General features: G+C 57.8%; 19 protein-coding genes. 6 read left to right on the forward strand and 13 right to left on the reverse strand.

Features of this window, described 5'->3' with window-relative positions:
- The 3 genes from GS12_RS08140 to GS12_RS08150 form a co-directional block, all read left to right on the forward strand.
- Positions 1 to 560, forward strand: a 560-nt coding sequence (locus GS12_RS08140; RefSeq protein WP_034945765.1) for a carbamoyl phosphate synthase small subunit, incomplete at its 5' end; no start/stop codon positions are given.
- A gap of 14 nt (positions 561 to 574) precedes the next feature.
- Positions 575 to 3799: a carbamoyl-phosphate synthase large subunit gene (gene carB / locus GS12_RS08145; protein WP_034945766.1), complete on the forward strand. Its 3225-nt coding sequence runs from the start codon at positions 575 to 577 to the stop codon at positions 3797 to 3799.
- 163 nt (positions 3800 to 3962) lie between these two features.
- Positions 3963 to 4700, forward strand: coding sequence for an acid phosphatase (locus GS12_RS08150; RefSeq protein ID WP_034912197.1), 738 nt, complete (start codon positions 3963 to 3965; stop codon positions 4698 to 4700).
- A gap of 35 nt (positions 4701 to 4735) precedes the next feature.
- Here GS12_RS08150 and GS12_RS08155 read toward each other — a convergent pair whose 3' ends face one another.
- On the reverse strand, positions 4736 to 5350 hold the full coding sequence (locus tag GS12_RS08155; RefSeq protein ID WP_034945768.1) for a LysE family translocator: 615 nt from the start codon (positions 5348 to 5350) through the stop codon (positions 4736 to 4738).
- Positions 5351 to 5525: 175 nt separating this feature from the next.
- Here GS12_RS08155 and folA point away from each other — a divergent pair, with 175 nt between their 5' ends.
- Positions 5526 to 6005 carry a type 3 dihydrofolate reductase gene (gene folA / locus GS12_RS08160; RefSeq protein WP_034945770.1) on the forward strand — a complete coding sequence of 160 codons (480 nt, stop codon included), beginning with the start codon at positions 5526 to 5528 and terminating at the stop codon, positions 6003 to 6005.
- A gap of 29 nt (positions 6006 to 6034) precedes the next feature.
- On the opposite strand, the gene apaH is transcribed toward folA, so the two are convergent.
- From apaH to lptD, 6 genes are read right to left on the reverse strand one after another with little or no spacing between them, the layout of a single operon-like run.
- A complete protein-coding gene (gene apaH / locus GS12_RS08165; protein WP_034912200.1) occupies positions 6035 to 6865 on the reverse strand; it encodes a bis(5'-nucleosyl)-tetraphosphatase (symmetrical) ApaH in 831 nt (276 codons plus the stop codon).
- Between the two features lie 36 nt (positions 6866 to 6901).
- Positions 6902 to 7279, reverse strand: coding sequence for a Co2+/Mg2+ efflux protein ApaG (gene apaG / locus GS12_RS08170; protein ID WP_034912203.1), 378 nt, complete (start codon positions 7277 to 7279; stop codon positions 6902 to 6904).
- Positions 7280 to 7282: 3 nt separating this feature from the next.
- Positions 7283 to 8104 (reverse strand): 16S rRNA (adenine(1518)-N(6)/adenine(1519)-N(6))-dimethyltransferase RsmA, encoded by an 822-nt coding sequence (gene rsmA / locus GS12_RS08175; RefSeq protein ID WP_034945772.1) that lies wholly within the window; start codon positions 8102 to 8104, stop codon positions 7283 to 7285.
- On the reverse strand, positions 8101 to 9087 hold the full coding sequence (pdxA, locus tag GS12_RS08180; RefSeq protein ID WP_034945774.1) for a 4-hydroxythreonine-4-phosphate dehydrogenase PdxA: 987 nt from the start codon (positions 9085 to 9087) through the stop codon (positions 8101 to 8103). Before pdxA ends, rsmA begins: the two co-directional genes overlap by 4 nt.
- A complete protein-coding gene (gene surA, locus GS12_RS08185; RefSeq protein WP_034912209.1) occupies positions 9077 to 10372 on the reverse strand; it encodes a peptidylprolyl isomerase SurA in 1296 nt (431 codons plus the stop codon). The genes pdxA and surA overlap by 11 nt, the downstream gene beginning before the upstream one ends.
- A 52-nt stretch (positions 10373 to 10424) precedes the next feature.
- The gene (gene lptD, locus GS12_RS08190; RefSeq protein WP_034945776.1) at positions 10425 to 12821 is read right to left on the reverse strand and encodes an LPS assembly protein LptD; all 2397 of its coding nucleotides are present in this window, start codon (positions 12819 to 12821) and stop codon (positions 10425 to 10427) included.
- 157 nt (positions 12822 to 12978) lie between these two features.
- Between lptD and djlA the strand changes: the two genes are divergently transcribed.
- Positions 12979 to 13797 carry a co-chaperone DjlA gene (gene djlA, locus GS12_RS08195; RefSeq protein ID WP_034945778.1) on the forward strand — a complete coding sequence of 273 codons (819 nt, stop codon included), beginning with the start codon at positions 12979 to 12981 and terminating at the stop codon, positions 13795 to 13797.
- A 32-nt stretch (positions 13798 to 13829) separates the two neighbouring features.
- Here djlA and rluA read toward each other — a convergent pair whose 3' ends face one another.
- The 3 genes from rluA to polB form a co-directional block, all read right to left on the reverse strand.
- Positions 13830 to 14483, reverse strand: coding sequence for a bifunctional tRNA pseudouridine(32) synthase/23S rRNA pseudouridine(746) synthase RluA (gene rluA / locus GS12_RS08200; RefSeq protein WP_034912215.1), 654 nt, complete (start codon positions 14481 to 14483; stop codon positions 13830 to 13832).
- A gap of 41 nt (positions 14484 to 14524) precedes the next feature.
- On the reverse strand, positions 14525 to 17431 hold the full coding sequence (gene rapA, locus GS12_RS08205; protein ID WP_034912216.1) for an RNA polymerase-associated protein RapA: 2907 nt from the start codon (positions 17429 to 17431) through the stop codon (positions 14525 to 14527).
- Positions 17432 to 17572: 141 nt separating this feature from the next.
- Complete coding sequence (gene polB / locus GS12_RS08210; protein WP_034945781.1) at positions 17573 to 19933, reverse strand: DNA polymerase II; 2361 nt, start codon at positions 19931 to 19933, stop codon at positions 17573 to 17575.
- Positions 19934 to 20107: 174 nt separating this feature from the next.
- Between polB and GS12_RS08215 the strand changes: the two genes are divergently transcribed.
- A complete protein-coding gene (locus tag GS12_RS08215; RefSeq protein ID WP_034945783.1) occupies positions 20108 to 20875 on the forward strand; it encodes a DedA family protein in 768 nt (255 codons plus the stop codon).
- Here the strand turns inward: GS12_RS08215 and thiQ are convergent.
- Genes thiQ through thiB form a run of 3 tightly spaced genes read right to left on the reverse strand, consistent with a single transcriptional unit; the run spans position 20862 to position 24116 of the window.
- Positions 20862 to 21563, reverse strand: a complete 702-nt coding sequence (gene thiQ / locus GS12_RS08220; RefSeq protein WP_034945786.1) for a thiamine ABC transporter ATP-binding protein ThiQ — start codon at positions 21561 to 21563, stop codon at positions 20862 to 20864. The two genes, GS12_RS08215 and thiQ, sit on opposite strands and share 14 nt — an antisense overlap.
- Complete coding sequence (gene thiP, locus GS12_RS08225; RefSeq protein ID WP_034945816.1) at positions 21547 to 23154, reverse strand: thiamine/thiamine pyrophosphate ABC transporter permease ThiP; 1608 nt, start codon at positions 23152 to 23154, stop codon at positions 21547 to 21549. The genes thiQ and thiP overlap by 17 nt, the downstream gene beginning before the upstream one ends.
- Positions 23130 to 24116: a thiamine ABC transporter substrate binding subunit gene (gene thiB / locus GS12_RS08230; protein WP_034945789.1), complete on the reverse strand. Its 987-nt coding sequence runs from the start codon at positions 24114 to 24116 to the stop codon at positions 23130 to 23132. Before thiB ends, thiP begins: the two co-directional genes overlap by 25 nt.
- Positions 24117 to 24147 lie beyond the last annotated feature (31 nt).

Genomic DNA, 24147 nt, shown 5'->3' on the forward strand with positions numbered 1-24147 from the left:
ATGATTACGGCGTGAAGCGAAATATTTTGCGCATGCTGGTCGATCGCGGCTGCCGTTTGACCGTTGTTCCGGCGCAGACGCCTGCCGCCGACGTGCTGAAGATGAATCCCGATGGCGTTTTCCTGGCAAATGGCCCCGGCGATCCTGAGCCGTGCGATTACGCGATTACGGCGATCAAAACCCTTCTTGAAACCGATATTCCAGTTTTTGGTATCTGTCTGGGGCATCAATTGCTGGCGCTGGCCAGCGGCGCGAAGACCGTCAAAATGAAGCTGGGCCATCACGGCGGCAACCATCCGGTTAAAGATCACGATAACAATACCGTGATGATTACCGCACAAAACCACGGCTTCGCAGTGGATGAGTCAAATTTGCCGGCAAACCTGCGCATTACCCATACGTCGCTGTTTGACCACACGGTGCAGGGTATTCATCGTACCGATAAAGCCGCCTTCAGTTTTCAGGGGCACCCGGAAGCCAGTCCCGGCCCGCACGATGCCGCACCGCTGTTCGATCACTTTATCGAACTGATCGAAGCTTACCGTTCAACCGCGAAATAATCAGGAGCGAGAAAATGCCAAAACGTACCGACATAAAAAGTATCCTGATCCTTGGCGCAGGCCCCATTGTAATCGGCCAGGCCTGTGAGTTTGACTATTCGGGCGCCCAGGCGTGTAAAGCGCTGCGCGAAGAGGGTTACCGCGTCATTCTGGTAAACTCAAATCCCGCCACCATTATGACCGATCCGGATATGGCCGATGCAACTTACATCGAGCCAATTCACTGGGAAGTGGTGCGTAAAATCATCGAAAAAGAGCGCCCTGACGCGGTGCTGCCAACCATGGGCGGCCAGACGGCGCTGAACTGCGCGCTGGAGCTGGAGCGGCAGGGCGTGCTTGCCGAGTTCGGTGTCACGATGATCGGTGCGACGGCAGACGCCATTGATAAAGCGGAAGACCGCCAGCGTTTCGATAAAGCGATGAAGAAAATTGGTCTGGAAACGGCGCGTTCCGGCATCGCACACAACATGGAAGAGGCACTGGCGGTGGCTGCCGATGTCGGTTTCCCGTGCATTATTCGTCCCTCTTTCACCATGGGCGGCACCGGCGGCGGCATCGCCTACAACCGTGAAGAGTTTGAAGAGATCTGCGAGCGCGGCCTGGATCTTTCGCCAACCAATGAGCTGCTGATTGACGAATCGCTGATTGGCTGGAAAGAGTATGAAATGGAAGTGGTGCGCGACAAAAATGATAATTGCATTATTGTCTGCTCCATCGAAAACTTTGACGCGATGGGTATCCATACCGGTGACTCCATTACCGTGGCGCCTGCGCAGACGCTGACCGATAAAGAGTATCAAATCATGCGTAACGCCTCGATGGCGGTGCTGCGTGAAATCGGCGTAGAAACCGGCGGATCGAACGTGCAGTTCTCGGTCAACCCGGAAAATGGCCGTTTGATCATCATCGAGATGAACCCGCGCGTATCACGCTCATCGGCGCTGGCGTCAAAGGCGACCGGCTTTCCTATCGCGAAAATCGCCGCCAAACTGGCGGTGGGATACACGCTTGACGAGCTGATGAATGATATCACCGGCGGCCGGACCCCGGCATCGTTCGAACCTTCTATCGATTACGTCGTGACCAAAATTCCACGCTTCAACTTTGAAAAATTTGCGGGCGCCAATGACCGCCTGACGACGCAGATGAAGTCGGTCGGCGAAGTGATGGCGATCGGGCGCACCTTTCAGGAGTCGATGCAGAAAGCGCTGCGCGGGCTTGAAGTGGGTGCCGCAGGCTTTGATCCGAAGGTCGATCACAACGATGCCGAGTCGCTGACGCACATTCGCCGCGAACTGAAGGACGCTGGCTGCGATCGTATCTGGTATATCGCTGATGCTTTCCGGGCGGGCATGTCCGTTGACGGCGTGTTCAACCTGACCAACGTTGACCGCTGGTTCCTGGTGCAGATTGAAGAACTGGTGCGGCTGGAAGAGCGCGTAAGCCGCGAAGGCATTAATGGCCTGACGAAAGAGTTCCTGAGGGATCTGAAGCGTAAAGGCTTTGCCGATGCGCGACTCTCCATGCTGGCGGGCGTTGCTGAGGCGGAAGTCCGCAAACTGCGTGAGCAGTACGATCTGCATCCCGTTTATAAGCGCGTTGATACCTGCGCCGCCGAATTCTCTACCGACACCGCCTACATGTACTCCACGTATGAAGAAGAGTGCGAGGCAAACCCAAACCAGGATCGTGAAAAAATCATGGTGCTGGGCGGCGGGCCAAACCGTATCGGCCAGGGCATCGAGTTTGATTACTGCTGCGTGCACGCCGCGCTGGCGCTGAGCGAAGACGGTTTTGAAACGATAATGGTTAACTGTAACCCCGAAACCGTTTCCACCGATTATGACACTTCCGACCGCCTCTACTTTGAGCCGGTAACGCTGGAAGACGTGCTGGAAATCGTGCGTATTGAGCAGCCGAAAGGCGTCATCGTGCAGTACGGCGGCCAGACGCCGCTGAAGCTGGCGCGCGATCTCGAAGCCGCTGGCGTACCGATTATCGGCACCAGCCCGGATGCCATTGACCGCGCGGAAGACCGCGAACGTTTCCAGCAGGCGGTGGATCGCCTCGGTCTCAAACAGCCCGCTAACGCCACCGTCACCACTACGGAGCAGGCGATTGAGAAAGCCCTGCTGATTGGCTATCCGTTGGTGGTGCGCCCTTCCTACGTGCTCGGCGGCCGCGCGATGGAGATCGTTTACGATGAGGTCGATCTGAAACGCTACTTCCAGACGGCGGTGTCGGTTTCCAACGATGCGCCGGTGCTGCTGGATCGCTTCCTGGATGATGCGGTGGAAGTGGACGTTGACGCCATCTGCGACGGCGAACGCGTGTTGATTGGCGGCATTATGGAGCATATCGAGCAGGCGGGCGTGCACTCCGGTGACTCGGCCTGTTCTCTGCCTGCCTATACGCTGAGCGCTGACATTCAGAACGTCATGCGTCAGCAGGTGGAAAAACTGGCCTTTGAGCTCTGCGTTCGCGGCCTGATGAACGTGCAGTTTGCCGTGAAGGATAACGAGGTTTACCTGATTGAGGTTAACCCACGCGCGGCGCGTACCGTGCCGTTCGTCTCCAAAGCCACCGGCGTGCCGCTGGCGAAAGTGGCCGCGCGCGTGATGGCCGGTAAATCACTGGCGGAGCAGGGCGTGACTGAAGAAGTTATTCCGCCTTACTATTCGGTGAAGGAAGTGGTGCTGCCGTTCAACAAATTCCAGGGCGTTGATCCGATTCTTGGCCCGGAAATGCGCTCAACCGGTGAGGTGATGGGCGTGGGACGTACCTTCGCTGAGGCGTTCTCTAAGGCGATGCTGGGCGCGCAAAGCAACATGAAGAAAAGCGGACGCGCGCTGCTGTCGGTTCGCCAGGAAGACAAAAAGCGTATTGTTGACCTGGCGGCAAAGCTGCAAAAACTGGGCTTTGAACTTGACGCCACCCACGGTACGGCCGTGGTGCTGGGCGAGGCGGGCATCAATCCGCGCCTGGTGAACAAAGTGCATGAAGGCCGCCCGCATATTCAGGATCGCCTGAAGAACGGAGAGTATGCTTATATCGTCAATACCACGGCGGGACGCCAGGCCATTGAAGATTCAAAGCTGATCCGCCGCAGCGCGCTTCAGTACAAAGTGCACTATGACACAACGCTGAACGGCGGCTTTGCCACGGCGATGTCGCTCAATGCAGATCCAACGGAACAGGTGATTTCGGTGCAGGAGATGCACGCGCAGATACAGCGGTAATGTGTGACTGGCCCCGCTTCGGCGGGGTTTTTTCAGGAAATAAAACATTTCTTGTTACAACTATGTCAGTTTTGTGACAGCGTTAATAGCAAGCGCCAGCGGGTTTCCTTAGTATTGAAAGTGATACTGATGTCTCACTTTTAATGCCTACGCTGGAACCCTTATGAAAAAAATCCTGTTAACCTCACTGATTTGCGCTTTCACCACCCAGCTTGCCTTTGCGGCAAAAGACGTCACCACAAAACCCGACGTCTATTTTCTAAAAGAATCCCAGAGCATTGACAGCCTGGCGCTACTGCCGCCGCCGCCGGCAATGGACAGCATCGATTTCCAGAACGATAAAGCACAGTATGACGTGGGCAAAATGCTCAGGAATACGCCGCGCGGCAAGCAGGCGTGGAAGGATGCTCACGTTGCCGGTGATGGCGTAGCGGAAGCGTTATCCGACGCGTTTGGCATGGCGATCAGCAAAGAGAAAACCCCGGAAATCTATCGGCTGGTGATGAAAATGCGTGAAGATGCAGGGGATCTGGCGACGCGCGGCGCAAAAGAACATTACATGCGCATCCGGCCTTTTGCCTTCTACAATGAGCCAACCTGCCGCTCCGACGAAGAGAGCAGCCTGTCTAAAAATGGCTCTTATCCGTCAGGTCACACCACCATTGGCTGGGCCACGGCGCTGGTACTGGCAGAAATAAATCCTGGCCGCCAGGCGGAAATTTTCAAACGCGGCTACGAAATGGGGCAAAGCCGGGTGATCTGCGGCTATCACTGGCAAAGCGACGTGACGGCGGCGCGCGTTGTGGCGTCGGCTATCGTGGCGCGCCTGCATGCGGAACCCGCTTTCAACGAGCAGTTACAAAAGGCGAAAGACGAATTCAAACGCGGTAACGCCTCCTGATAGTAAAAAAACCTGCCGCGGCAGGTTTTTTGCTTCTATGACAGCGCGACTTTTATGCCCAGCGCGATCAGCACACCGCCGAGCAGCTTATCAACCAGCTTTTGCGCTTTCGCCAGTCCGCGACGCACCGGCGCGCTCTGAATCAATACCACCAGCAGCGGCCACCACAGGCAGGAGAGGGCAATAATAATTCCTGCGTACCACAGTTTTTCCCCAAAGCCGGAATGGACGTTAAGCACCTGAGTAAACATCGACAGGAAGAAAAGCGTCGCTTTAGGATTCAGCAGGTTACACAGGTAGCCCTGTATAAACGCTTTCTTATAAGAGGTTGACTCCGCCTTCACGCCGCTGAGATCCATTTTCCCGCCTGCGCGTGAGAGCAGGGCCATCGCGCCGACGTAAATCAGGTACGCCGCGCCTGCATATTTAAGCAGCATGAACAGCCAGGGCGTGGTGGTGATCACCACCGCCAGGCCTGCCACGCAGTAGGTCATATGGGTGATGACGCCACAGATGACGCCCAGCGAAGTGACCAGCGCCGCGCTGCGACGATAGCGCGCCGCATTTTTGATAATCAGAAAAAAATCCGGGCCGGGGGAGAGCATCCCCAGCGTGGCAATCGTGGCAATAAATAAGCTGGTTTCTAACATGGTCACATCTGCGTTAAATCGAAAGACGGATCTTAGCATGGATGATGAATGATGTGCGGTGGATGGAAAAAATCAGCCTTTTTAACTTTGTGTAAAACGTCCGGTTTAGCTATCGACGAAAGTTTCGCCTTTACGTATGATGGCGCGAATTTTATCGCCTGTTGAGTGTTAATGAATGATTAGCTTTATTGCGGCTATCGCAGCCGATCGCGTGATTGGCATGGAGAACGCTATGCCCTGGCATCTTCCAGCCGACCTGGCGTGGTTCAAACGTAACACGCTGGGCAAGCCTGTGATTATGGGACGCCGGACATGGGAATCAATTGACCGTCCTTTGCCCGGACGCCTCAATATCGTGATCAGTAGCCAGACAGGCGAAGCGGAAGGCGTAACCTGGGTGAGTTCCATCGACGATGCGCTGCTGGCAGCCGGCGATGCGGAGGAGATCATGATCATTGGCGGCGGCCGGATTTATGAGCAGCTTTTACCCCGCGCTAACCGGCTCTATCTGACGCATATTGACGTGGAAGTGGAAGGCGATACCACCTTCCCGGACTACGAGCCGGATCAATGGCAGTCAACCTTTAGCGAGTTCCACGACGCTGACGAGAAAAACAGCCACAGCTACTGCTTTGAGATCCTCGACCGCCGTTAGCAGAAGGGCGGAGCTGTCTCCGCCCGCTGCTACTCTTCCAGCGCGCGCTCGCGGTTAGAAGGCTGCACGAAGAGGCGCTTGTCTTCCCAGCGCAGCATGGTCAGCGTTCCGCCCCAGCAGCAGCCGGTATCCAGACCGATGATGCCCTCGGGCGTGCCTTTGCCCTCCAGCGATGCCCAGTGACCAAAAATAATGGTGTACTCTTTTGACACCGGGCCGGGAATGGCGAACCACGGCTTCAGCGGCGGCGGCGCGGATTCCGGCGAGTCCTTGCAGATCATATCCAACTGACCATTGGGGAAGCAGAAGCGCATTCTGGTCAGCGCGTTGGTGCTGAAGCGCAGCCGCGCGAGTCCGGTCAGTTCAGGCGTCCAGTTATTCGGCATATCGCCATACATGGCATTGAGGAACAGCGGATAGGTATCGCTGGAAAGCACCGCCTCCACCTCTTTCGCGCAGATCTTTGCCGATTCCAGATCCCACTGCGGCGTGATCCCGGCGTGCGCCATCACCAGCTTCTTTTCTTCATCAACCTGAAGCAGTGGCTGACGGCGTAGCCAGTTAATCAGTTCATCGGCATCGTCTGCCTCGAGCAGCACTGAAAGGCGGTCTTTTGGCTTATTACGACTGATGCCGGCGAAAACGGCCAGCAAATGCAAATCGTGGTTACCCAGGACCAGGCGAACACACTCGCCCAGCGAGCGCACAAACCGCAGTACCTCAAGCGAACCGGGGCCGCGCGCGACCAGATCGCCGGTCAGCCAGAGCGTGTCCTGAGTGGGATTGAAATCAACCTGCTGAAGTAAAGACTGAAGTTCGTCGTAGCAACCGTGGATGTCGCCAATTAAATACGTACTCATTAAGTCTGCCTGCGACAAGACGCCTGTGAACAGGCTTTAGTGAATTTTACTGGGAATGGCCAGCCTGAATACCGGGATCTCAACCTGGAACGTGGTGCCCTGTTGATCAATCATCTCGTAGTGGCCCTGCATGGTGCCCATTGGCGTTTCAAGTACCGCACCGCTGGTATACTGGAACTCGTTACCCGCCGCAATGTGCGGCTGCTCGCCAATCACGCCTTCTCCCTGAACTTCCGTTTCACGACCGTTGCCGTTAGTAATCAGCCAGTAGCGGCTGAGCAGCTGTACGGCGGACTGCCCAAGGTTGCGAATGGTAATGGTGTAAGCGAAAACGTAGCGGTCCTCCTCCGGGGAAGACTGCGAAGGTATCCAGACGCTCTGCACGTGAACACAAACCCTGGGCGTGTCGGTCATGAATCAGTTCTCCTGCGGCTGAGGATGCGCAGTCAGCCAGTTTGCCAGCTGGCAATACTGTGCCACCGAGATATTCTCAGCGCGTAAAATCGGATCGATATTCATCTCTTCCAGAACCTCGGTAGTAAACAGGTGACCAAGGCTGTTACGCAGCGTTTTACGACGCTTGCCGAAGGCTTCCGTGGTAATCCGGCTCAGGGTGCGGATATCCTCTACGGGATACGGCAAACTGGCGTAGGGTACCAGGCGAACCACCGCGGAATCGACTTTAGGCGCGGGTGTGAAGGAGGCCGGCGGCACTTCGAGTACCGGAATTATCTGGCAATAGTACTGCGCCATCACCGACAGGCGCCCATACGCTTTACTGCCCGGCCCGGCAACCAGCCGATTCACCACCTCTTTTTGCAGCATAAAATGCATGTCGCGGATCGCATCAGTATAGCTGAAAAGGTGGAACATCAACGGCGTGGAGATGTTATACGGCAGGTTGCCGAATACGCGCAGCGCCTGACCCTGCTCGCGTGCATAGGCGGCAAAGTCAAAGGTCATGGCATCCTGCTGGAAAATCGTCAGTTTGGGGCCGAGAAACGGATGCGTTTGCAGGCGTGCGGCCAAATCGCGATCCAGCTCAATCACCGTCATGCGTTCAAGACGTTCGCCGACCGGTTCGGTCAACGCGCCCAGGCCGGGACCAATTTCGACAACGGCTTCGCCTGGCTGCGGGTGAATGGCGGAGACAATACTGTCGATAATGTACGGATCGTTAAGGAAGTTCTGGCCGAAACGCTTGCGGGCGAAGTGGCCCTGATGGACGCGATTATTCATTGACATTCAATCATGGTGATGGCGAGGTTAAGCGCCGTAGTAAAGCTGCCCGCATCAGCGCTGCCAAGGCCAGCCAGCTCAAGAGCGGTGCCGTGATCGACGGAGGTGCGGATAAAAGGCAGGCCGAGGGTGATATTCACCGCCCGTCCAAACCCCTGATATTTTAATACTGGCAGGCCCTGATCGTGGTACATCGCCAACACCGCATCGGCCTGTTGCAGATACTTGGGTTGAAACAGCGTGTCGGCCGGCAGCGGGCCGGTCAGTAACATGCCGCGGTTGCGCAGTTCGCTCAGCGCCGGGTTGATCACGTCAATCTCTTCGCGGCCCATATGTCCGCTTTCTCCCGCGTGCGGATTCAGCCCGCAAACAAAAATATGCGGCGACGCGATGCCGAATTTACTTTGCAGATCGGCATGAAGAATGCCAATCGTTTCGAGCAGGCTTTCGCGAGTGATCGCGGCAGAGACGTCTTTCAGCGGAAGATGCGTGGTGGCGAGCGCGACGCGCAGCTCTTCGGTCGCCAGCATCATCACCACGCGCGCCCGACCGGCGCGCTCGGCGAAAAACTCAGTGTGGCCGCTGAAGGGGATACCGGCGTCGTTGATGACGCCCTTATGAACCGGGCCGGTGATCAGCGCAGCGAACTCGCCGTTCAGGCAGCCATCGCAGGCGCGAGCCAGCGTGTCGAGCACGTAATGACCATTCGCCACGCAGAGTTCACCTGGCGTGACCGGCTGTTGGACGGGTACCGACAACACGGTGAGCGTTCCGGCCGCCTGCGGCTGTGCCGCCACGCCGGGCTGGTAGTCGCGCAGCGTAAGAGGAAGCCCTAACGTCTGCGCGCGCTGCCGTAGTACCACCGGATCGCCGCAAATAACCAGCTCAACGGGCCAGGCACGCTGGGCCAGTTGAACGGTGAGATCGGGCCCGATCCCGGCGGGTTCGCCGGGCGTGATCACAACACGTGCGTTACTGCGCATTCGTATCCAGAATCTTCACATAGGCCGATGCACGCTGTTCCTGCATCCAGGTCTGGGCCTCTTCCGCAAATTTGCGGTTAAACAACAGACGATAGGCGCGTTCTTTCTGCGCGGCATCGGTCTTATCGACCTTACGCGTGTCCATTAACTGAATCAGATGCCAGCCGAACGAGGAGTGCACCGGCGCGCTCATCTGGCCTTTATTCAGGCGCAGCAGCGCGTCGCGGAACGCAGGATCGTAGATTTCCGGTGAACTCCAGCCCAGATCGCCGCCCTGATTCGCGGAACCCGGATCCTGAGAAAGCTGTTTCGCCGCTTCAGCGAAGGTGGTTTTACGGCTGTTAATATCCGCAGCAATCTGTTGCAGCTTCTGGCGCGCCTGATCGTCGGTCAGCACCGGCGATGGCTTCAGCAGAATATGACGGGCATGAACTTCGGTCACGGAGATGCTCTGCTTATCACCGCGCATGTCGTTAACTTTTAAAATATGGAAGCCAACGCCAGAACGAATCGGGCCGATAATGTCGCCTTTTTTCGCCGTCGACAGCGCCTGAGCAAACAGCGATGGCAGCTCCTGAATGCGGCCCCAGCCCATGTTGCCGCCTTTTAAGGCCTGCGGATCGGAAGAGTAGGTGATGGCCAGCTTGCCGAAATCGGCGCCGCCTTTGCTTTCGCTGACTAACTGCTTCGCCAGCGTTTCCTGATCGTCAACCTGTTGTTGAGACGGGTTTTCCGGCAGCGGCAGCAAAATATGACTCAGGTTCAGCTCGGTGCCGGCATCGTTCTGCGAGGCGACCTGTTTCGCCAGCGAATCCACCTCCTGCGGCAGAATGGTCACGCGACGGCGCACTTCGTTATTGCGCACTTCGGCAATGGTCATCTCTTTGCGGATCTGCTCGCGGTAGGTGGCGTAGTTCATGCCGTCATAAGCCAGACGGCTACGCAGCTGATCCATGCTCATCTTGTTCTGCGCGGCAATATTGCCAATGGCCTGATCGAGCTGGGCATCGGAAATTTGCATGCCGCCCTGTTTGGCCATTTGCAACAAAATATTGTCCATGACCAGGCGCTCAACGATCTGATGGCGCAGCGTTTTGTCATCCGGTAACTGCTGACCCGCCTGCTGGGCCTGCCCTTTCACTGACTGCATCATGCCGTCAACGTCACTTTCCAGAACCACGCCGTTATTCACGACGGCGGCAACTTTATCAACAACCTGCGGGGCTGCAAACGCGGTGCTGGCTGTCAGCGCTGCACCAAGGATCAGCATTCTCCAGTTCTTCATACCTTTTCCATTCTTCTATCCGCACTGCGGGTTTGCATACTATCGAACAACATCAGAAAGAGCGCTGGTACGGCAGGATACCCTGACGAAGCATTTCACCCGTGCCCAAACTGTACGAAGGACTCAGACCCCGTAGCTCAATGTTGAATGAGATTTTATTGTCATACTTACTGCTGTCGTTTTCCCAGCTGGTGATCTTCCGCTCGTAGCCGAGACGTATCGCGTAACAGCAGGAGCTGTATTGCACGCCAAGCAGCTGGTCGGCCGGTTGTTTCGCTTTAGTATCGTAATACCATGCGCCTACTACTGACCAGGCGTCCGCAATCGGCCAGCTGGCCGTGGTGCCTACCTGTGAAATCCCCTGCTGATAGCCTGGGTTTCTGATCTGACTTAAGGTCTGCTCAATGTACTCCGGGCTGGTATAGCGATAGTTCAGCTGTACCATGCGGTCGGCGTCGCGACGGTACTCCAGTACGGCATTGCCCTGCGAAACATCATCAAGGCGCGTATCGTACTGAACGCCGCCGCGCGCGCCCCAGCGATCGCTGATCTTCCAGTAAGTGTCGCCTGCCCACACCAGGCTGCCACGGTCGTCGTTGTCTGCCGTAGACAGGCCGGTACGGGAAGGCGTGAACGAGTAGATTTGACCTATAGAAGCGTTAAAACGTTCAACCAGATCGTTATCAAAAATTCGTGTGGTCACGCCGCTGGTTAACTGGTTGGCAGAAGCAATACGATCCAGACCGCTGTAGGTGCGGTCGCGGAACAGGCCGGTGTAATCACTTTGCAGCAGCGTGGAGTCGTAGGCGCGAATGTCGCTCTGATCGCGATAGGGAATATAGAGGTACTGCATACGCGGTTCCAGCGTCTGCGTATAGCCCGGCGACCAGTCCATATTACGATCGAACACCATTTTGCCATCCATCTTAAACTGCGGCATGGTGCGGTTAACGGTGCTTTTCAGCTGGTTAACTTTACTGGTGTCGACATTGTCGTTGTAGTACTCAATATTTTCCTGCTGATAGTGCGTCGCCAGCAGTTTCGCTTCCGTATTCAGGCTGCCCCAGCCGTTAGAGAGCGGCAGATTAATCGTGGGTTCAACGTGCAGGCGCGTCGCGTCAGGATAGTCGTCGTTCACGTTAGTGAATTTGACCGCCTGTGCATAGAGATGCGTATCAAACGGCCCGACGTCATTCTGATAATAGTTGTAATCTAACTGCGGCTCGGCACGGTAAACGTCATTATTGGCATTGGTTGAGAAAATCTGGAACTGCTTGGTTGATAAGGTCGCATCCCAGTTCTTTTCGGCGTAACCCACGCTGAATTTCTGCGTGACGTAGCCATCAGTCGAGTTACCGTAGGTCGAATCCAGATCGGTGAAGTAGTAAGGATCGCTGACCTTGGTGTAATCGACGTTGAAGCGCCAGTTCTGCTCGTAGACGCCGGAATGCTTCCAGAAGAACAGCCAGCGATTCGAATCTTTCTCATCGGAAATGTTGCGCGCATCGGCGTCTTTATTGAACTGATCGTCGGTCGGCAGGTAGTCGAACTCCATCAGCCCCGCGCCCGCTTTGGTCAGGTAGCGGAACTCATTCTGCCATTGTAAGCCGCGCTTGCTCATATAGTGCGGCGTGATAGTGGCATCGGCCTGCGGCGCAATGTTCCAGTAATAGGGCAGAATGAATTCAAACCCGTTGGAACTGCCATATTTGGCGTTAGGGATCAGAAAACCTGAACGGCGGCGGTCGCCGATCGGCAACTGCAAATAGGGGCTGTAGAGCACCGGCACTGCGCCGATTTTAAAGCGTGCGTTCCAGATTTCAGCAACCTGCTCTTCACGATCCTCAATCACTTCGGTTCCCGCCACGCTCCAGCTGTTATCGCCGGGCAGACAAGACGTGAACGTTCCATTTTCAAGAATGGTGTAGCGGTTTTGTCCGCGCTGCTTCATCTGATCGCCGGTGCCGCGGCCCTGGCGGCCCACCATCTGGTAAGAACCGTCCCAGACGTTGGTGTCTTTGGTATTCAGGTTCGACCAGGCTTTCGGACCTTTCAGGATGACCTGATTATCGTCGTAATGTACATTTCCTAACGCATCAACGGTCCGAACCGGCGTGGTCTCTCCGGGCTGCTGCTTCTGATGAAGCTGCACTTCGTCAGAGAGCATGCGGCTGTTGCCCTGCTGAATATCGACGTTACCGCTGAATACCGCGTTATCGGGATAGTTACCCTTCGCCTGGTCGGCATTAATCGTTACCGGCAGATCGTTGGTATTCTGGCCCTCAATCAGCGGACGATTATAGCTGGGCACGCCCAGCATACACTGCGAGGCGAGATCGTCGGCCAGACCCTGCTGGCTGTAGAGCGCTGAACCGATAAGCGTGGCCAGCAAAGTAGGTATTCTTTTTTTCATACGCGGTATCGAAAATTCCGTGATAGCTGGCATCATGCCGACAAACGGTCAGAGACTAACGTACTCAACTGCGTTGCGCTAGTGCTATGCCCTTCATCTTACAATTTACAGACGCGTTGCCGTTAGGCTCGTGGCGAAATGACAGGTATGATAATGCAATTTTCAGCCGGGAGCATGGCGAATTGAGGAGTATATGCGCTATTGGGGAAAAGTAATTGGCCTTGTGCTGGGTTTGTTAAGCGGCGCCGGCTTTTGGGGAGTGGCCTTCGGCCTGCTGATTGGTCATCTGTTTGATAAAGCGCGCGCGATAAAAGGGCAGGGCTACTTCGCCAATCAGCAAACGCGTCAAACGCTGTTCTTCAGCACCACCTTTCAGGTGATGGGCCATCTGACCAAGTCAAAAGGGCGGGTGACCGACGCCGACATACAGATGGCGTCGCTGCTGATGGACAGAATGCAGCTGCACGGCGAAGCCAGAACTGCCGCACAGCGCGCCTTTCGCGAAGGCAAAGAGAGCGGCTATCCGCTGCGCGAAAGACTCCGCGAACTGCGCAGCGCCTGCTTTGGCCGTTTCGATCTGATCCGTATGTTTCTGGAAATTCAGATTCAGGCGGCGTTCGCCGACGGCTCGCTTCATCCCAACGAGCGTCAGGTGCTCTACGTGATCGCAGAAGAGTTGGGTATATCTCGCGTACAGTTCGACCAGTTTCTGAAAATGATGGAAGGCGGTCAGCAGTTTGGCGGCGGGCACAGCTACCAGCAGTCAGGCGGCTTTAAGCCGGGCCAGCAGCGCGGGCCGACGCTGGAAGCCGCATGCAGCGTGCTCGGCGTAAAACGCAGCGACGATGCCGCCACCATTAAACGCGCCTACCGCAAGCTGATGAGCGAGCACCATCCCGACAAACTGGTGGCCAAAGGGCTGCCGCCGCAAATGATGGAGATGGCGAAGGAAAAGGCGCAGGAGATCCAGTCGGCTTACGACCTGATCAAGCGCGAAAAAGGCTTTAAGTAATCTCGGGAGCGGTCTGCTCCCGCTTCAATACGCTAAAAGTCCGCCGGTTGGCGAAAGGTCATCGGCGTTTTATACAGCGGATGGGTAATGGTCAGCGTCTCTGCATGAAGCTGTAAACGGGGCGCCATCAGCCGTGCGGCGTCGTCAGCGTAAAAGTTATCGCCTAAAATCGGATGCCCCAGCGCCTGCATATGCACGCGTAGCTGATGGGAGCGTCCGGTGATGGGCTTAAGCTGCATGCGCGCGCAGTTGTCCTTCTCATATTCCAGCACCTGATAGAGCGTTTGTGCCGGTTTTCCGGTGTCAAAACAGACCTTCTGCTTTGGCCGGTTCGGCCAGTCGCAAATCAGCGGTAAATCCACCAGGCCTTTCTCCTGCGCCGGATGTCCCCAGACGCGGGCGATGTAGGTTTTCTGCGGCTCCCGCTCGCGAAACTGTCGCTTCAGCTCGCGCTCGGCGGCCTTGTTCAGCGCCACCACGAGAACGCCGCTGGTCGCCATGTCCAGACGATGCACCGACTCCGCCGTGGGAAAATCGCGCTGGATACGCGTCATCACGCTGTCCTTGTGCTCTGCCAGACGGCCCGGCACGGAGAGCAGTCCGCCTGGCTTATTTACCACCATGATTGCGCTGTCCTGATAGAGGATGTGCAGCCAGGGCTCTTGCGGTGGGTTATAGGGTTCCAATTCTTTGCCTGTAAAGGGCGGATTGCGCCGCCCTTGCGAAGTTACTGATGCGTAACGACGATCAGGCGCAGCGCGTCAAGACGCCAGCCCGCATCGTTAAGCGCGGACAACACCTGTTCGCGATTGCTCTCCAGCGCGTCGATCTCATCCTGACGAATGTTCGGATTGACGGCACTGAGCGCAGAAAGGCGCGACAGTTCCGCGCTGAGCTTCTCATCGGCCTCCTGACGCGCGGCATCAATGACGTTGCGCGCCTCGGCCGCCGCCTGATCTTCTGCCAGCGTCAGGATCGCATGTACATCCTGTTGCACCGCATTGACCAGCTTGCTGCCGTTATGGCGATTGACCGCATTGAGCTGACGGTTAAAGCTTTCAAACTCAACCTTGCCCGCCAGGTTGGTTCCCTGACGATCGACCAGCATTCTGATCGGCGTGGGCGGCAGGAAGCGCGTGAGCTGAAGATGGCGCGGCGCCTGCGCTTCCACCACGTAGATCAGCTCCAGCAGCAGCGTGCCGACCGGCAGCGCCTTGTTTTTCAGCAGCGAAAGCGCGCAGCTTCCGGTATCGCCGGAGAGGATCAGATCCAGTCCGTTACGAATGATCGGATGCTCCCAGGTCACATACTGCGCATCTTCCCGTGAAAGCGCCTGGGCGCGATCGAAGGTGATGGTGCAGCCATCCTCCGGCAGGCCCGGAAAGTCCGGCACCAGCATGTGATCGCCCGGCGTGAGTACGATCAGATTGTCGCTGCGATCTTCCTGATTGATGCCGACAATATCGAACAGGTTAAGCGCAAAGTTAACCAGCTCAATATTATTATCCTGCTCGCTGATGACGTCCGCCAGCGCCTGCGCTTTTTCGCCGCCGTTGGAGTGCAGCTCCAGCAGGCGATCGCGCCCCTGTTCAAGCTGCGCTTTCAGGGCCGCGTGCTCTTTACGGCATTCGTCGATGAATGCATCCAGCCCTTCGGTATTTTCCGGTGCGGCGAGGAATGAGACCAGCTGCGGCTGTACCCGATCGTAAATGGCGCGGCCGGTCGGACAGGTGTGTTCGAAAGCGTCCAGCCCTTCGTGATACCAGCGGATCAGCACCGACTGCGCCGTTTTTTCCAGATAAGGCACGTGGATCTGAATATCATGAACCTGACCAATACGATCCAGGCGGCCGATGCGCTGCTCCAGCAGATCCGGGTTGGCAGGCAGGTCGAACATCACCATCTGGCTGGCGAACTGGAAGTTACGCCCTTCAGAGCCGATTTCAGAACAGAGCAGCACCTGCGCGCCATCCTCTTCTGACGCAAACCAGGCGGCGGCGCGGTCGCGTTCGATAATGGACAAGCCTTCATGGAACACCGCCGCACGGATGCCTTCGCGCTCGCGCAGTACCTGCTCAAGCTGGAGTGCGGTATCGGCTTTGGCGCAGATCACCAGCACTTTCTGGTCACGGTGGCTGGTGAGAAAGCCCATCAGCCACTCAACGCGCGGATCAAAGTTCCACCAGGTGCCGCTGTCGCCTTCAAATGCCTGATAAATCTGTTCGGGATAGAGCATGTCGCGGGCGCGCTCATCAACGCTTTTACGGCTGCTCATGATCCCGGAGACTTTAATGGCGGTTTGGTACTGCGTCGGCAGCGGCAGACGGATCTGATGGAGTTCGCGATGCGGGAAACCCTTCACGCCGTTGCGCGTGTTGCGAAACAGCACGCGGCTGGTGCCGTGACGATCCGTCAGCATGCTAATCAACGCCTGACGCGCTTCGTGCTTGCCCGCGCCGTCGCCGTTGGCCGTTTGCAGCAGTGGCTCAATATCCTCTTCACCCATCAGATCGTTAAGCAGATTCATCTCCTGCTGGCTGATGGATTTATCGGCCAGCAGCATCGCCACCGCATCGGCAATCGGGCGGAAGTGCTGCTGCTCCTCAACAAAAGCGGCAAAGTCGTGGAAGCGATCCGGGTCCAGCAGGCGCAGACGCGCAAAATGGCTCTCCATACCTAACTGTTCCGGCGTGGCGGTGAGCAGCAGCACGCCGGGGATCTGCGCGGCAAGCTGCTCAATAACCTGATATTCACGACCTGGCTTGCCCTCTTCCCAGGCGAGGTGATGCGCTTCATCAACCACCATCAGGTCCCAGCAGGCATCGGCCAGCTTTTCCAGGCGCGGCTTGCTGCGGCGCACGAAATCCAGCGAGCAGATAATCAGTTGTTCAGTTTCGAAGGCGTTGTCGCTGTCCAGTTCGGCCTGCGCGTAGCGCTCGTCGTCAAACAGGGCGAAGCGCAGGTTAAAGCGACGCAGCATCTCGACCAGCCACTGGTGCTGGAGCGTTTCGGGTACGACGATCAGCACGCGCTCGGCGCGGCCTGCCAGCAATTGCTGGTGAATGATCATGCCGGCTTCGATGGTTTTCCCCAGGCCGACTTCATCCGCCAGCAGCACGCGTGGCGCATGGCGGCGCCCGACGTCATGGGCGATATGCAACTGATGCGGGATCAGGCTGGTGCGCATCCCGCGCAGGCCGCTTACCGACAGGCGATACTGCTCGCTGTGATATTTACGTGCGCGAAAGCGCAGGGCGAAGCGATCCATGCGATCGAGCTGACCGGCGAACAGCCGATCCTGCGGTTTGCTGAACGCAAGCTTGCTGTCCAGCATCACTTCGCGCAGCGACACGCCCGGTTCAGCGGTATCCAGTCGCGTACCCACATAGGTGACCAGATCGTTTTCCGTTACCACTTCATCGACGACTAACTGCCAGCCTTCATGGCTGGTGACGGTATCGCCCGGATTAAATATCACGCGGGTTACGGGAGAATCGCTTCTGGCGTAATGACGGTTTTCACCGGTGGCAGGAAAAAGCAGCGTCACCATGCGCGGTTCTACCGTGACGACAGTTCCCAATCCCAGTTCGCTTTCCGTATCGCTTATCCAGCGTTGACCAAGTGTAAAAGGCATAAATATTCGGCTCGATTCTCGTAAGATGATTTCAGATTTTTTGAGGCAACAGTACAACCGCCCGGCGCAGACGCCCGGCAGGAGGGTTCAGATAATCAGGAAGGGCGCTATGGTACTGGAAGGCCGCGCGTTCGTCACCTGTCAAAAAAGCCCCAGTTGTCCGGTAACCAGTGTAGCAAAGTCATCCTGCAAAAAAGGAAGGATGCCGTCGGCCACCGGCTGAAGCTGACGCTCCAGGTAATGTTCATAGTCAAACGGCGTCGTGCGCGCCTCCAGCGGCTCCGGCCCTGACGTGGCCATCACGTAGCGAATGCGCCCGCCGTTCTGGTAGAGCAGCGGGCGGCCCAGCTTCTGATTCTGTTCATCGGCAATGCGCGCGGCGCGCACGTGTGGCGGCACATTGCGCTGATAGTCACTGAGGGGGCGACGCAGCCGCTTGCGGTAAACCAGCTGCGCATCCAGTTCGCCCTCAAGCAGCTGACGCACCGTTTCGCGAATGTAATCCTGATAGGGTTCGCCTTTGAAAATTTTCAGGTAGAGCGTCTGCTGAAACTGCTGCGCCAGCGGCGTCCAGTCGGTACGCACCGTCTCCAGCCCTTTGAACACCATTTTTTCTTCGCCGCCGGTGCAAATCAGTCCAGCATAGCGCTTTTTACTGCCCTGCTCGGCGCCGCGAATGGTTGGCATCAGAAAGCGGCTGAAATGCGTTTCATACTCCAGCTCCAGTGCGCTTTGCAGACCGTATTCCGCAAGAAGGTGTTCGCGCCACCAGCCGTCGATTTTATCCACCAGGCGCCGCCCGATTTCAGCCGCCGCGTCCTCATCGTGCGGGGTTTTCAGCCAGACGAAGGTGGAATCGGTGTCGCCATAAATCACGTCATAACCTTCCGCTTCAATCAGCGTTCTGGTCTGACGCATGATCTCATGGCCGCGCAGAGTGATAGACGACGCCAGTCGCGGATCGAAAAAGCGGCAGGCGCTGGTGCCGAGCACGCCATAAAACGCGTTCATGATGATTTTCAGCGCCTGTGAGAGCGGCTTGTTGCCCTGTTTTTTGGCCCTTTCGCGGCCCAGCCAGATCTGGCTGACGATTTCCGGCAGGCAGTGATTACTGCGCGAAAAGCGCGCGCCGCGAAAGCCGCTGACCGAATCGGCGTCATCAGGATGCGCCAGCCCCTCAATCAGGCCGACCGGATCGATCAGGAAGGTACGAATAATCGAGGGATAGAGGCTTTTGTAATCCAGCACCAGCACCGAGTCGTAGAGGCCGGGGCGCGAATCCATCACATAGCCGCCGGGGCTGGCCTCCGGCGCCACTTCACCCATCCCTGGCGCAACGAAACCGGCGCGGTGCATGCGCGGCAGATAGAGATGGCTGAACGCGGCGACGGAGCCGCCGTGGCGATCCACCGGCAGACCGTTAACCGACGCGCGCTCCAGCAGGAAAGGCATCAGTTCGGTATGCTGAAAAATTCGCGTCACCAGCTCGCAGTCCTTCAGGTTGTAGCGTGCCAGCGCGGGCTTGTCTTCCGCAAAGCGCTGATCGATCTCCTGCATACGATCCCAGGGATTATCAATCGCTTTACCTTCACCGAGCAGCGTCTGAGAAACCGTTTCAAGGCTGAACGAACTGAAGTTCCAGAATGCGGATTTCAGCGCGTCGATACCGTCGATAATCAGTCGACCGGTGGCCTGAGCAAAAAACACGCCGGGCTTGAAGCCGTGTTCGCGCCACTCAAGCGCCTCGTTGTTGCGGCCCAGACGCAGCGGAATAGCGTAGCGGTCGGCGTGCTTTTGTAACATGCGCAGATCGAACTGCACCACGTTCCAGCCGATCAGCACATCGGGATCGTGGCGGGCGAACCAGGCGTTAAGCTGCTCCAGGAGCTGCGGGCGGCTGGTCACATAATGCAGGTTAAAATCCAGCCCGCGCGCGTCGCCGTTTTCCGGGCCAAGCATGTAGACATCGCGCTGGCCGCAGCCTTCCAGACCGATACAATACAGCTCGCCGTGGCGCGTGGTTTCAATATCCAGCGATACCCACTTCAGGGGCGGACGGTAGTCGGGATGGGGTTTAAGGCGCGCGTTAATCAGGCTGGCGCCGTGCGCCTCGCCGCTGAACCATACCGGTGCGGTAATGAAGCGCTCCATGAGAAAGCGGTCGGGCGGACGGACGTCGGCTTCGTAAACCATGATGCCGTTTTCACGCAGCAGTTTTTCCAGCTTCAGTAGCTGACGATAGTGCGTGCAGTAGAGGCCGAAAACCGGGCGCTGGCGGAAATCTTTCAGGGTCAGCGCAGCGAGGCGGCAGTGGCGCTCCTGTTTGAGCAGCGCGACGGTTTGCGCCCGGTAAGCTTCCGGTATAAAGGCAACGGACTCCTGCGCAGGCAGCACCACGCGCTGCGGGCCCTGGTCGGTCGCCAGCCACAGCACCACTTCCGTTCCCGTTGACGTATCACGCCAGTGGCGGGTCAGCACAAAGCCTGCGCGCGCGTTATTCACCCGATGCCCCTTTTGATGATGAAGTGAGCGATAATGGCATGTTTATTTATACAGTGTCTTCAGGCGGGTTTGGTGTGGCTGCGCGCACCGTCAGCATTCCCATACAAAACATCCCTTGACGGCATGTTAACGGCTCAGGACAATCCGTGCTCCAATCAGCAGAGTGTGGATTGTATGGAAGCCTGGCTGCAACATTTAATTACGCAATCCCTGGCCTGGTCGTTACTGGCCGTCGGGCTGATCGCTTTTTTCGAATCGCTGGCGCTGGTGGGGCTGTTACTGCCCGGCACGGTGCTGATGGCCTCTTTCGGCGCGCTGATTGGCAGCGGTCAGGTCGGGCTCTATCCGGCCTGGGGCGCCGGTATCATTGGCTGCCTGGCGGGAGACTGGATCTCTTATTTTATCGGCTGGCAGTTTAAAGGTCCGCTGCACCGCTGGTCGTTTATTAAAAAGCATCAGGCGTTAATGAATAAGACCGAACATGCGCTGCATCAGCACAGCATGTTTACCATTATCGTGGGGCGCTTTGTCGGGCCGACGCGGCCGCTGATCCCGCTGGTGGCGGGCATGCTTGAGCTGCCGATAAAAAAGTTCATTCCGCCTAATTTGATCGGCTGCCTGCTGTGGCCGCCGCTTTACCTGATGCCAGGCATCCTGGCCGGCGTGGCGATTGACGTGCCGAAGGACGCCCACAGCGACGGGTTCACATGGCTGCTGTTGGCGGTGGCGCTGCTTGTCTGGCTGGGCGGATGGCTGTGCTGGCGCTGGCTGCGCGTAAAAAAGCAGTCCGACTGGGCGACGGCTTATCTGCCTGCCGCGCGTCTGCGCTGGCTGGCGCCGTTAACGGTGGTGGTTGCACTGGGTAGCCTGGCGGCGATCCAGTTCCATCCCATGATGCCGCTGTTCCGTCAGCTTCTCTGGCAGGTCTTTATCGGACGTTAACGCCCAGCACCGCTGCTTCCTCCACCTCGCCGTTGAGCAGCGCTGCGGTGCTGCCGTCCCAGTAAACGCGTCCTTCGACAATCAAAATGCTGCGTTCTGCGATGCGCGCAGCGTCTTCCAGACTGTGCGACACCATCAATAGCGTGATAGCGCGCTCCCTGCACACTTCATCGACCAGGTGCAGCATCTCGTTGCGCAGTGCCGGATCGAGCGCCGAGAACGGCTCATCCAGCAACAGCACCGGCTGCCGCCGCACCAGGCAGCGCGCCAGCGCGGCACGCTGGCGCTGGCCGCCGGAAAGCTCGCCAGGCAGACGCGACAGGTATGCCGTCAGGCCGACGCGTTCAGCGATGGCGTGCAGCTGTGCGGTTTGCGCCGGTTTCAGTCGCAGGCCGGGATGCAGCCCTAAACCGATATTTTGCGCCACCGTCAGATGCGGAAACAGATTGTTTTCCTGAAACAGCATCGATACCGGGCGCTGCGCGGGCGGCGTACGATCGTGCGCCTCGCCGTTAATGCGCAGGCTGCCGCTTTCGGCGTGAATAAAACCGGCAATCAGGCTCAGCAAAGTGCTTTTTCCCGCGCCGCTGGGGCCGAGCACCGCCACTCTTTCTCCCTGATGAACGGTAAAGGAGAAACGCATTGGCAGGTGATGATAGAGCCAGGTGAGATCAGTCAGCGTTAGCATGGCGCCCCGGTAGTTTTTCAATCAGCGTAAAAAGTAAAAAGCAGAGCAGCAGCAGCAGCAGGGCGGTGACCGCGCCGTCCGCGCTGCGGTAAGCGCCAATCTGTTGATAGAGATAGAAGGGAAGCGTGCGAAACGCATCGTTGCCGAAAAGCGCCACCACGCCAAAATCGCCAATTGAGAGCACGCAGGCAAAGGCCAGCGCCTGCGCCAGCGGCCGCTTCAGCGCGCGCATTTCGATTAAACGCAGGCGATGCCAGCCACGAATATCCAGCGACAGGCAGAGCCGCCCGTAGCGTTCCGCCACGTCGCGCATCGGGTTTTCCAACACCTTCATTGCGTAAGGCACCGCCATCAGCGCGTTAGTGAATATCACCATGCCGTCCGCGCGCTGCGGCAGCCCGACGCTGGCGTTGAGCAGCAGAAAAAAGCCGGTTGCCAGTACAATCCCCGGCATCGCCAGGATCAGCATGCCGCTCAGTTCCAGCAGTTGACCAGGCAGGACATGCTGCCTGAGCCGCAGCTCGCGGCTGCTCCACAGCAGCATCATGGTCAGCGTGACGCTGACGACGCCCGCCCCCAGCGCAATACGCAGCGAGGTCAACGTCGCCTGCCACAGCGCGGGCTGATGGAACACCGCGTTCAGGCCCTGACTGAGGCCGTCCGCGATAACGGCCAGTAACGGCGGCAACAGCAACAGCAGCGCCAGCGCGATCGGCAAGGCATCAGTGATTTTCGCCCGCAGGCTATCCTGCGGGTCGCGCCAGCCGCCGACCACCGCGCTCCCTGACGGGATCGCCTTGCTCAATCGCTGACTCAGCATCACCAGACCGAGGCAGCAGACCATCTGGATCATTGCCAGCAGCGCCGCGCGGCCGGGATCGTAATCAAAACTGAGCGCCTGAAAGATCGCCAGTTCGAGAGTGGTGGCTTTAGGGCCGCCGCCCAGCGACAGAACGGTGGCGAAGCTGGCGAAGCAGAGCATAAAAATCAGCGCGCCGGCGGGGAAAATTTGCCGTCGCAGCCACGGCCATTCAACGACAGAAAAAAAATGCCAGCCGCGCAGGCCCAGCTGCGCGGCCAGCTGGCGCTGCTCGCCGGGGATCTGCTCCAGCGCCTGAAGCAGCAGGCGCGCGGCAAGCGGAAGGTTGAAAAAAATATGCGCCAGCAGGATGCCCGCCAGGCCATAAGGCGAAAAGGTGTAATCAATACCCAGCAGCGCGCAGAGCTTAGCCAGCCAGCCGGTTCTGCCGTACACGCTGAGTATGCCAAAAACGGCGACCAGCACCGGCAGTACCAGCGTCATTGCGCACAGGCGCAACAGCAGCGCCCTGCCGGGAAAGCGCCTGCGGTATAGCGCCCGTGCCAGCGGCAGCGCAGGCAGCACCGAAAACAGCGCCGACAGAAAAGCCTGCCAGAAGGAGAAACGCAGCACGTGCCACAGGTAGTCATCACGCCACAGCGCCTGCCACGCGATGTCCGGCGCGTGACAGAGCAGGGCGGTAAAGGCCAGCAGAGCGGTGGCGGTCAGTAGCGCTGCCGCCACGCTGCCGGGCAGCAGGCCCCTCATCAATGGCTGACGGCGCGTTGCCAGGCGGCAATCCACTGGCTGCGCTGGCGGACTACCTCTTCCGGCGTGAACTGGAGCGTGGTAGCGGGAACGGTCAGCGTATCAAAACCGGCAGGCAGATCGCTTTTCACCGCCGGATACATCCAGTTGCCGGTCGGGATGGTCTGCTGAAAACGCTTATCCAGCACAAACTGCATGAATTTTTGCGCCAGCGCTGGTTGCTGACTGGCTTTCAACCGCCCGGCCACTTCAACCTGAAGATAGTGACCCTCGCTGAAATCTGCGGCGGCGTACTGAGTCTTTTTCTCTTCAATCAAATGGTAAGCCGGTGAAGTGGTATAGCTCAGAACCATATCGCCTTCGCCCTTCAGGAACAGCCCGTAGGCTTCGCTCCAGCCTTTGGTGACGGTGACGGTTTTCTTCGCCAGCTTCTGCCACGCGCCGTCGGCCTTGTCGCCGTAGACCTTTTGCATCCACAGCAGCAGCCCCAGGCCAGGCGTGCTGGTGCGCGGATCTTCGTAAATCACCCTGAGCGGACGATCGCTCTCGACCAGCTCTTTCAGGCTTTTTGGGGGATTCGGCAGTCTGGTTTTGTCGTAGACGAAGGCAAACCAGCCGTAGTCGTACGGAACGAAGGTCGCGTTATGCCAGCCGCCAGGCACGGCGGTGTTGCTGGCATCAACCTGCGCCGGGGCGAAGAGACCGGTTTTCTCTGCGGCGTCCAGCAGGTTATTGTCCAGCCCGAGCACCACGTCGGCCTTGCTGTTTTTTCCTTCCATCCGTAAACGGTTGAGCAGTGAAACACCATCTTCCAGCGCAACGTACTTCAGTTCGCAGCCACAGTCGGCTTCAAACGCTTTTTTAATGGCTGGCCCCGGCCCCCAGTCGGCGGAGAACGAGTCATAGGTGTAGACCGTCAGCGTGGGCTTTGCGGCAGCGGCGGGCAGGGCGATGAGCATCAACAGTGGAAAAACTTTTTTTAACACTTTGCGTTCCTTGGTTGCAGGGCGTCGCAAA

The sequence above is a fragment of the Erwinia oleae genome, from assembly GCF_000770305.1.
GTDB classification, from domain to species: Bacteria; Pseudomonadota; Gammaproteobacteria; order Enterobacterales; family Enterobacteriaceae; genus Erwinia; species Erwinia oleae.

Coding starts and splice junctions, on each gene's coding strand:
- rsmA (WP_034945772.1), bottom strand. CDS start 8,104: ATGAATAATCGCGTCCATCAGGGCCACTTCGCCCGCAAGCGTTTCGGC.
- surA (WP_034912209.1), bottom strand. CDS start 10,372: ATGAAGAACTGGAGAATGCTGATCCTTGGTGCAGCGCTGACAGCCAGC.
- apaH (WP_034912200.1), bottom strand. CDS start 6,865: ATGAGTACGTATTTAATTGGCGACATCCACGGTTGCTACGACGAACTT.
- djlA (WP_034945778.1), top strand. CDS start 12,979: ATGCGCTATTGGGGAAAAGTAATTGGCCTTGTGCTGGGTTTGTTAAGC.
- pdxA (WP_034945774.1), bottom strand. CDS start 9,087: ATGCGCAGTAACGCACGTGTTGTGATCACGCCCGGCGAACCCGCCGGG.
- thiQ (WP_034945786.1), bottom strand. CDS start 21,563: ATGCTAACGCTGACTGATCTCACCTGGCTCTATCATCACCTGCCAATG.
- GS12_RS08215 (WP_034945783.1), top strand. CDS start 20,108: ATGGAAGCCTGGCTGCAACATTTAATTACGCAATCCCTGGCCTGGTCG.
- apaG (WP_034912203.1), bottom strand. CDS start 7,279: ATGACCGACACGCCCAGGGTTTGTGTTCACGTGCAGAGCGTCTGGATA.
- lptD (WP_034945776.1), bottom strand. CDS start 12,821: ATGATGCCAGCTATCACGGAATTTTCGATACCGCGTATGAAAAAAAGA.
- GS12_RS08155 (WP_034945768.1), bottom strand. CDS start 5,350: ATGTTAGAAACCAGCTTATTTATTGCCACGATTGCCACGCTGGGGATG.
- rapA (WP_034912216.1), bottom strand. CDS start 17,431: ATGCCTTTTACACTTGGTCAACGCTGGATAAGCGATACGGAAAGCGAA.
- carB (WP_034945766.1), top strand. CDS start 575: ATGCCAAAACGTACCGACATAAAAAGTATCCTGATCCTTGGCGCAGGC.
- GS12_RS08150 (WP_034912197.1), top strand. CDS start 3,963: ATGAAAAAAATCCTGTTAACCTCACTGATTTGCGCTTTCACCACCCAG.
- folA (WP_034945770.1), top strand. CDS start 5,526: ATGATTAGCTTTATTGCGGCTATCGCAGCCGATCGCGTGATTGGCATG.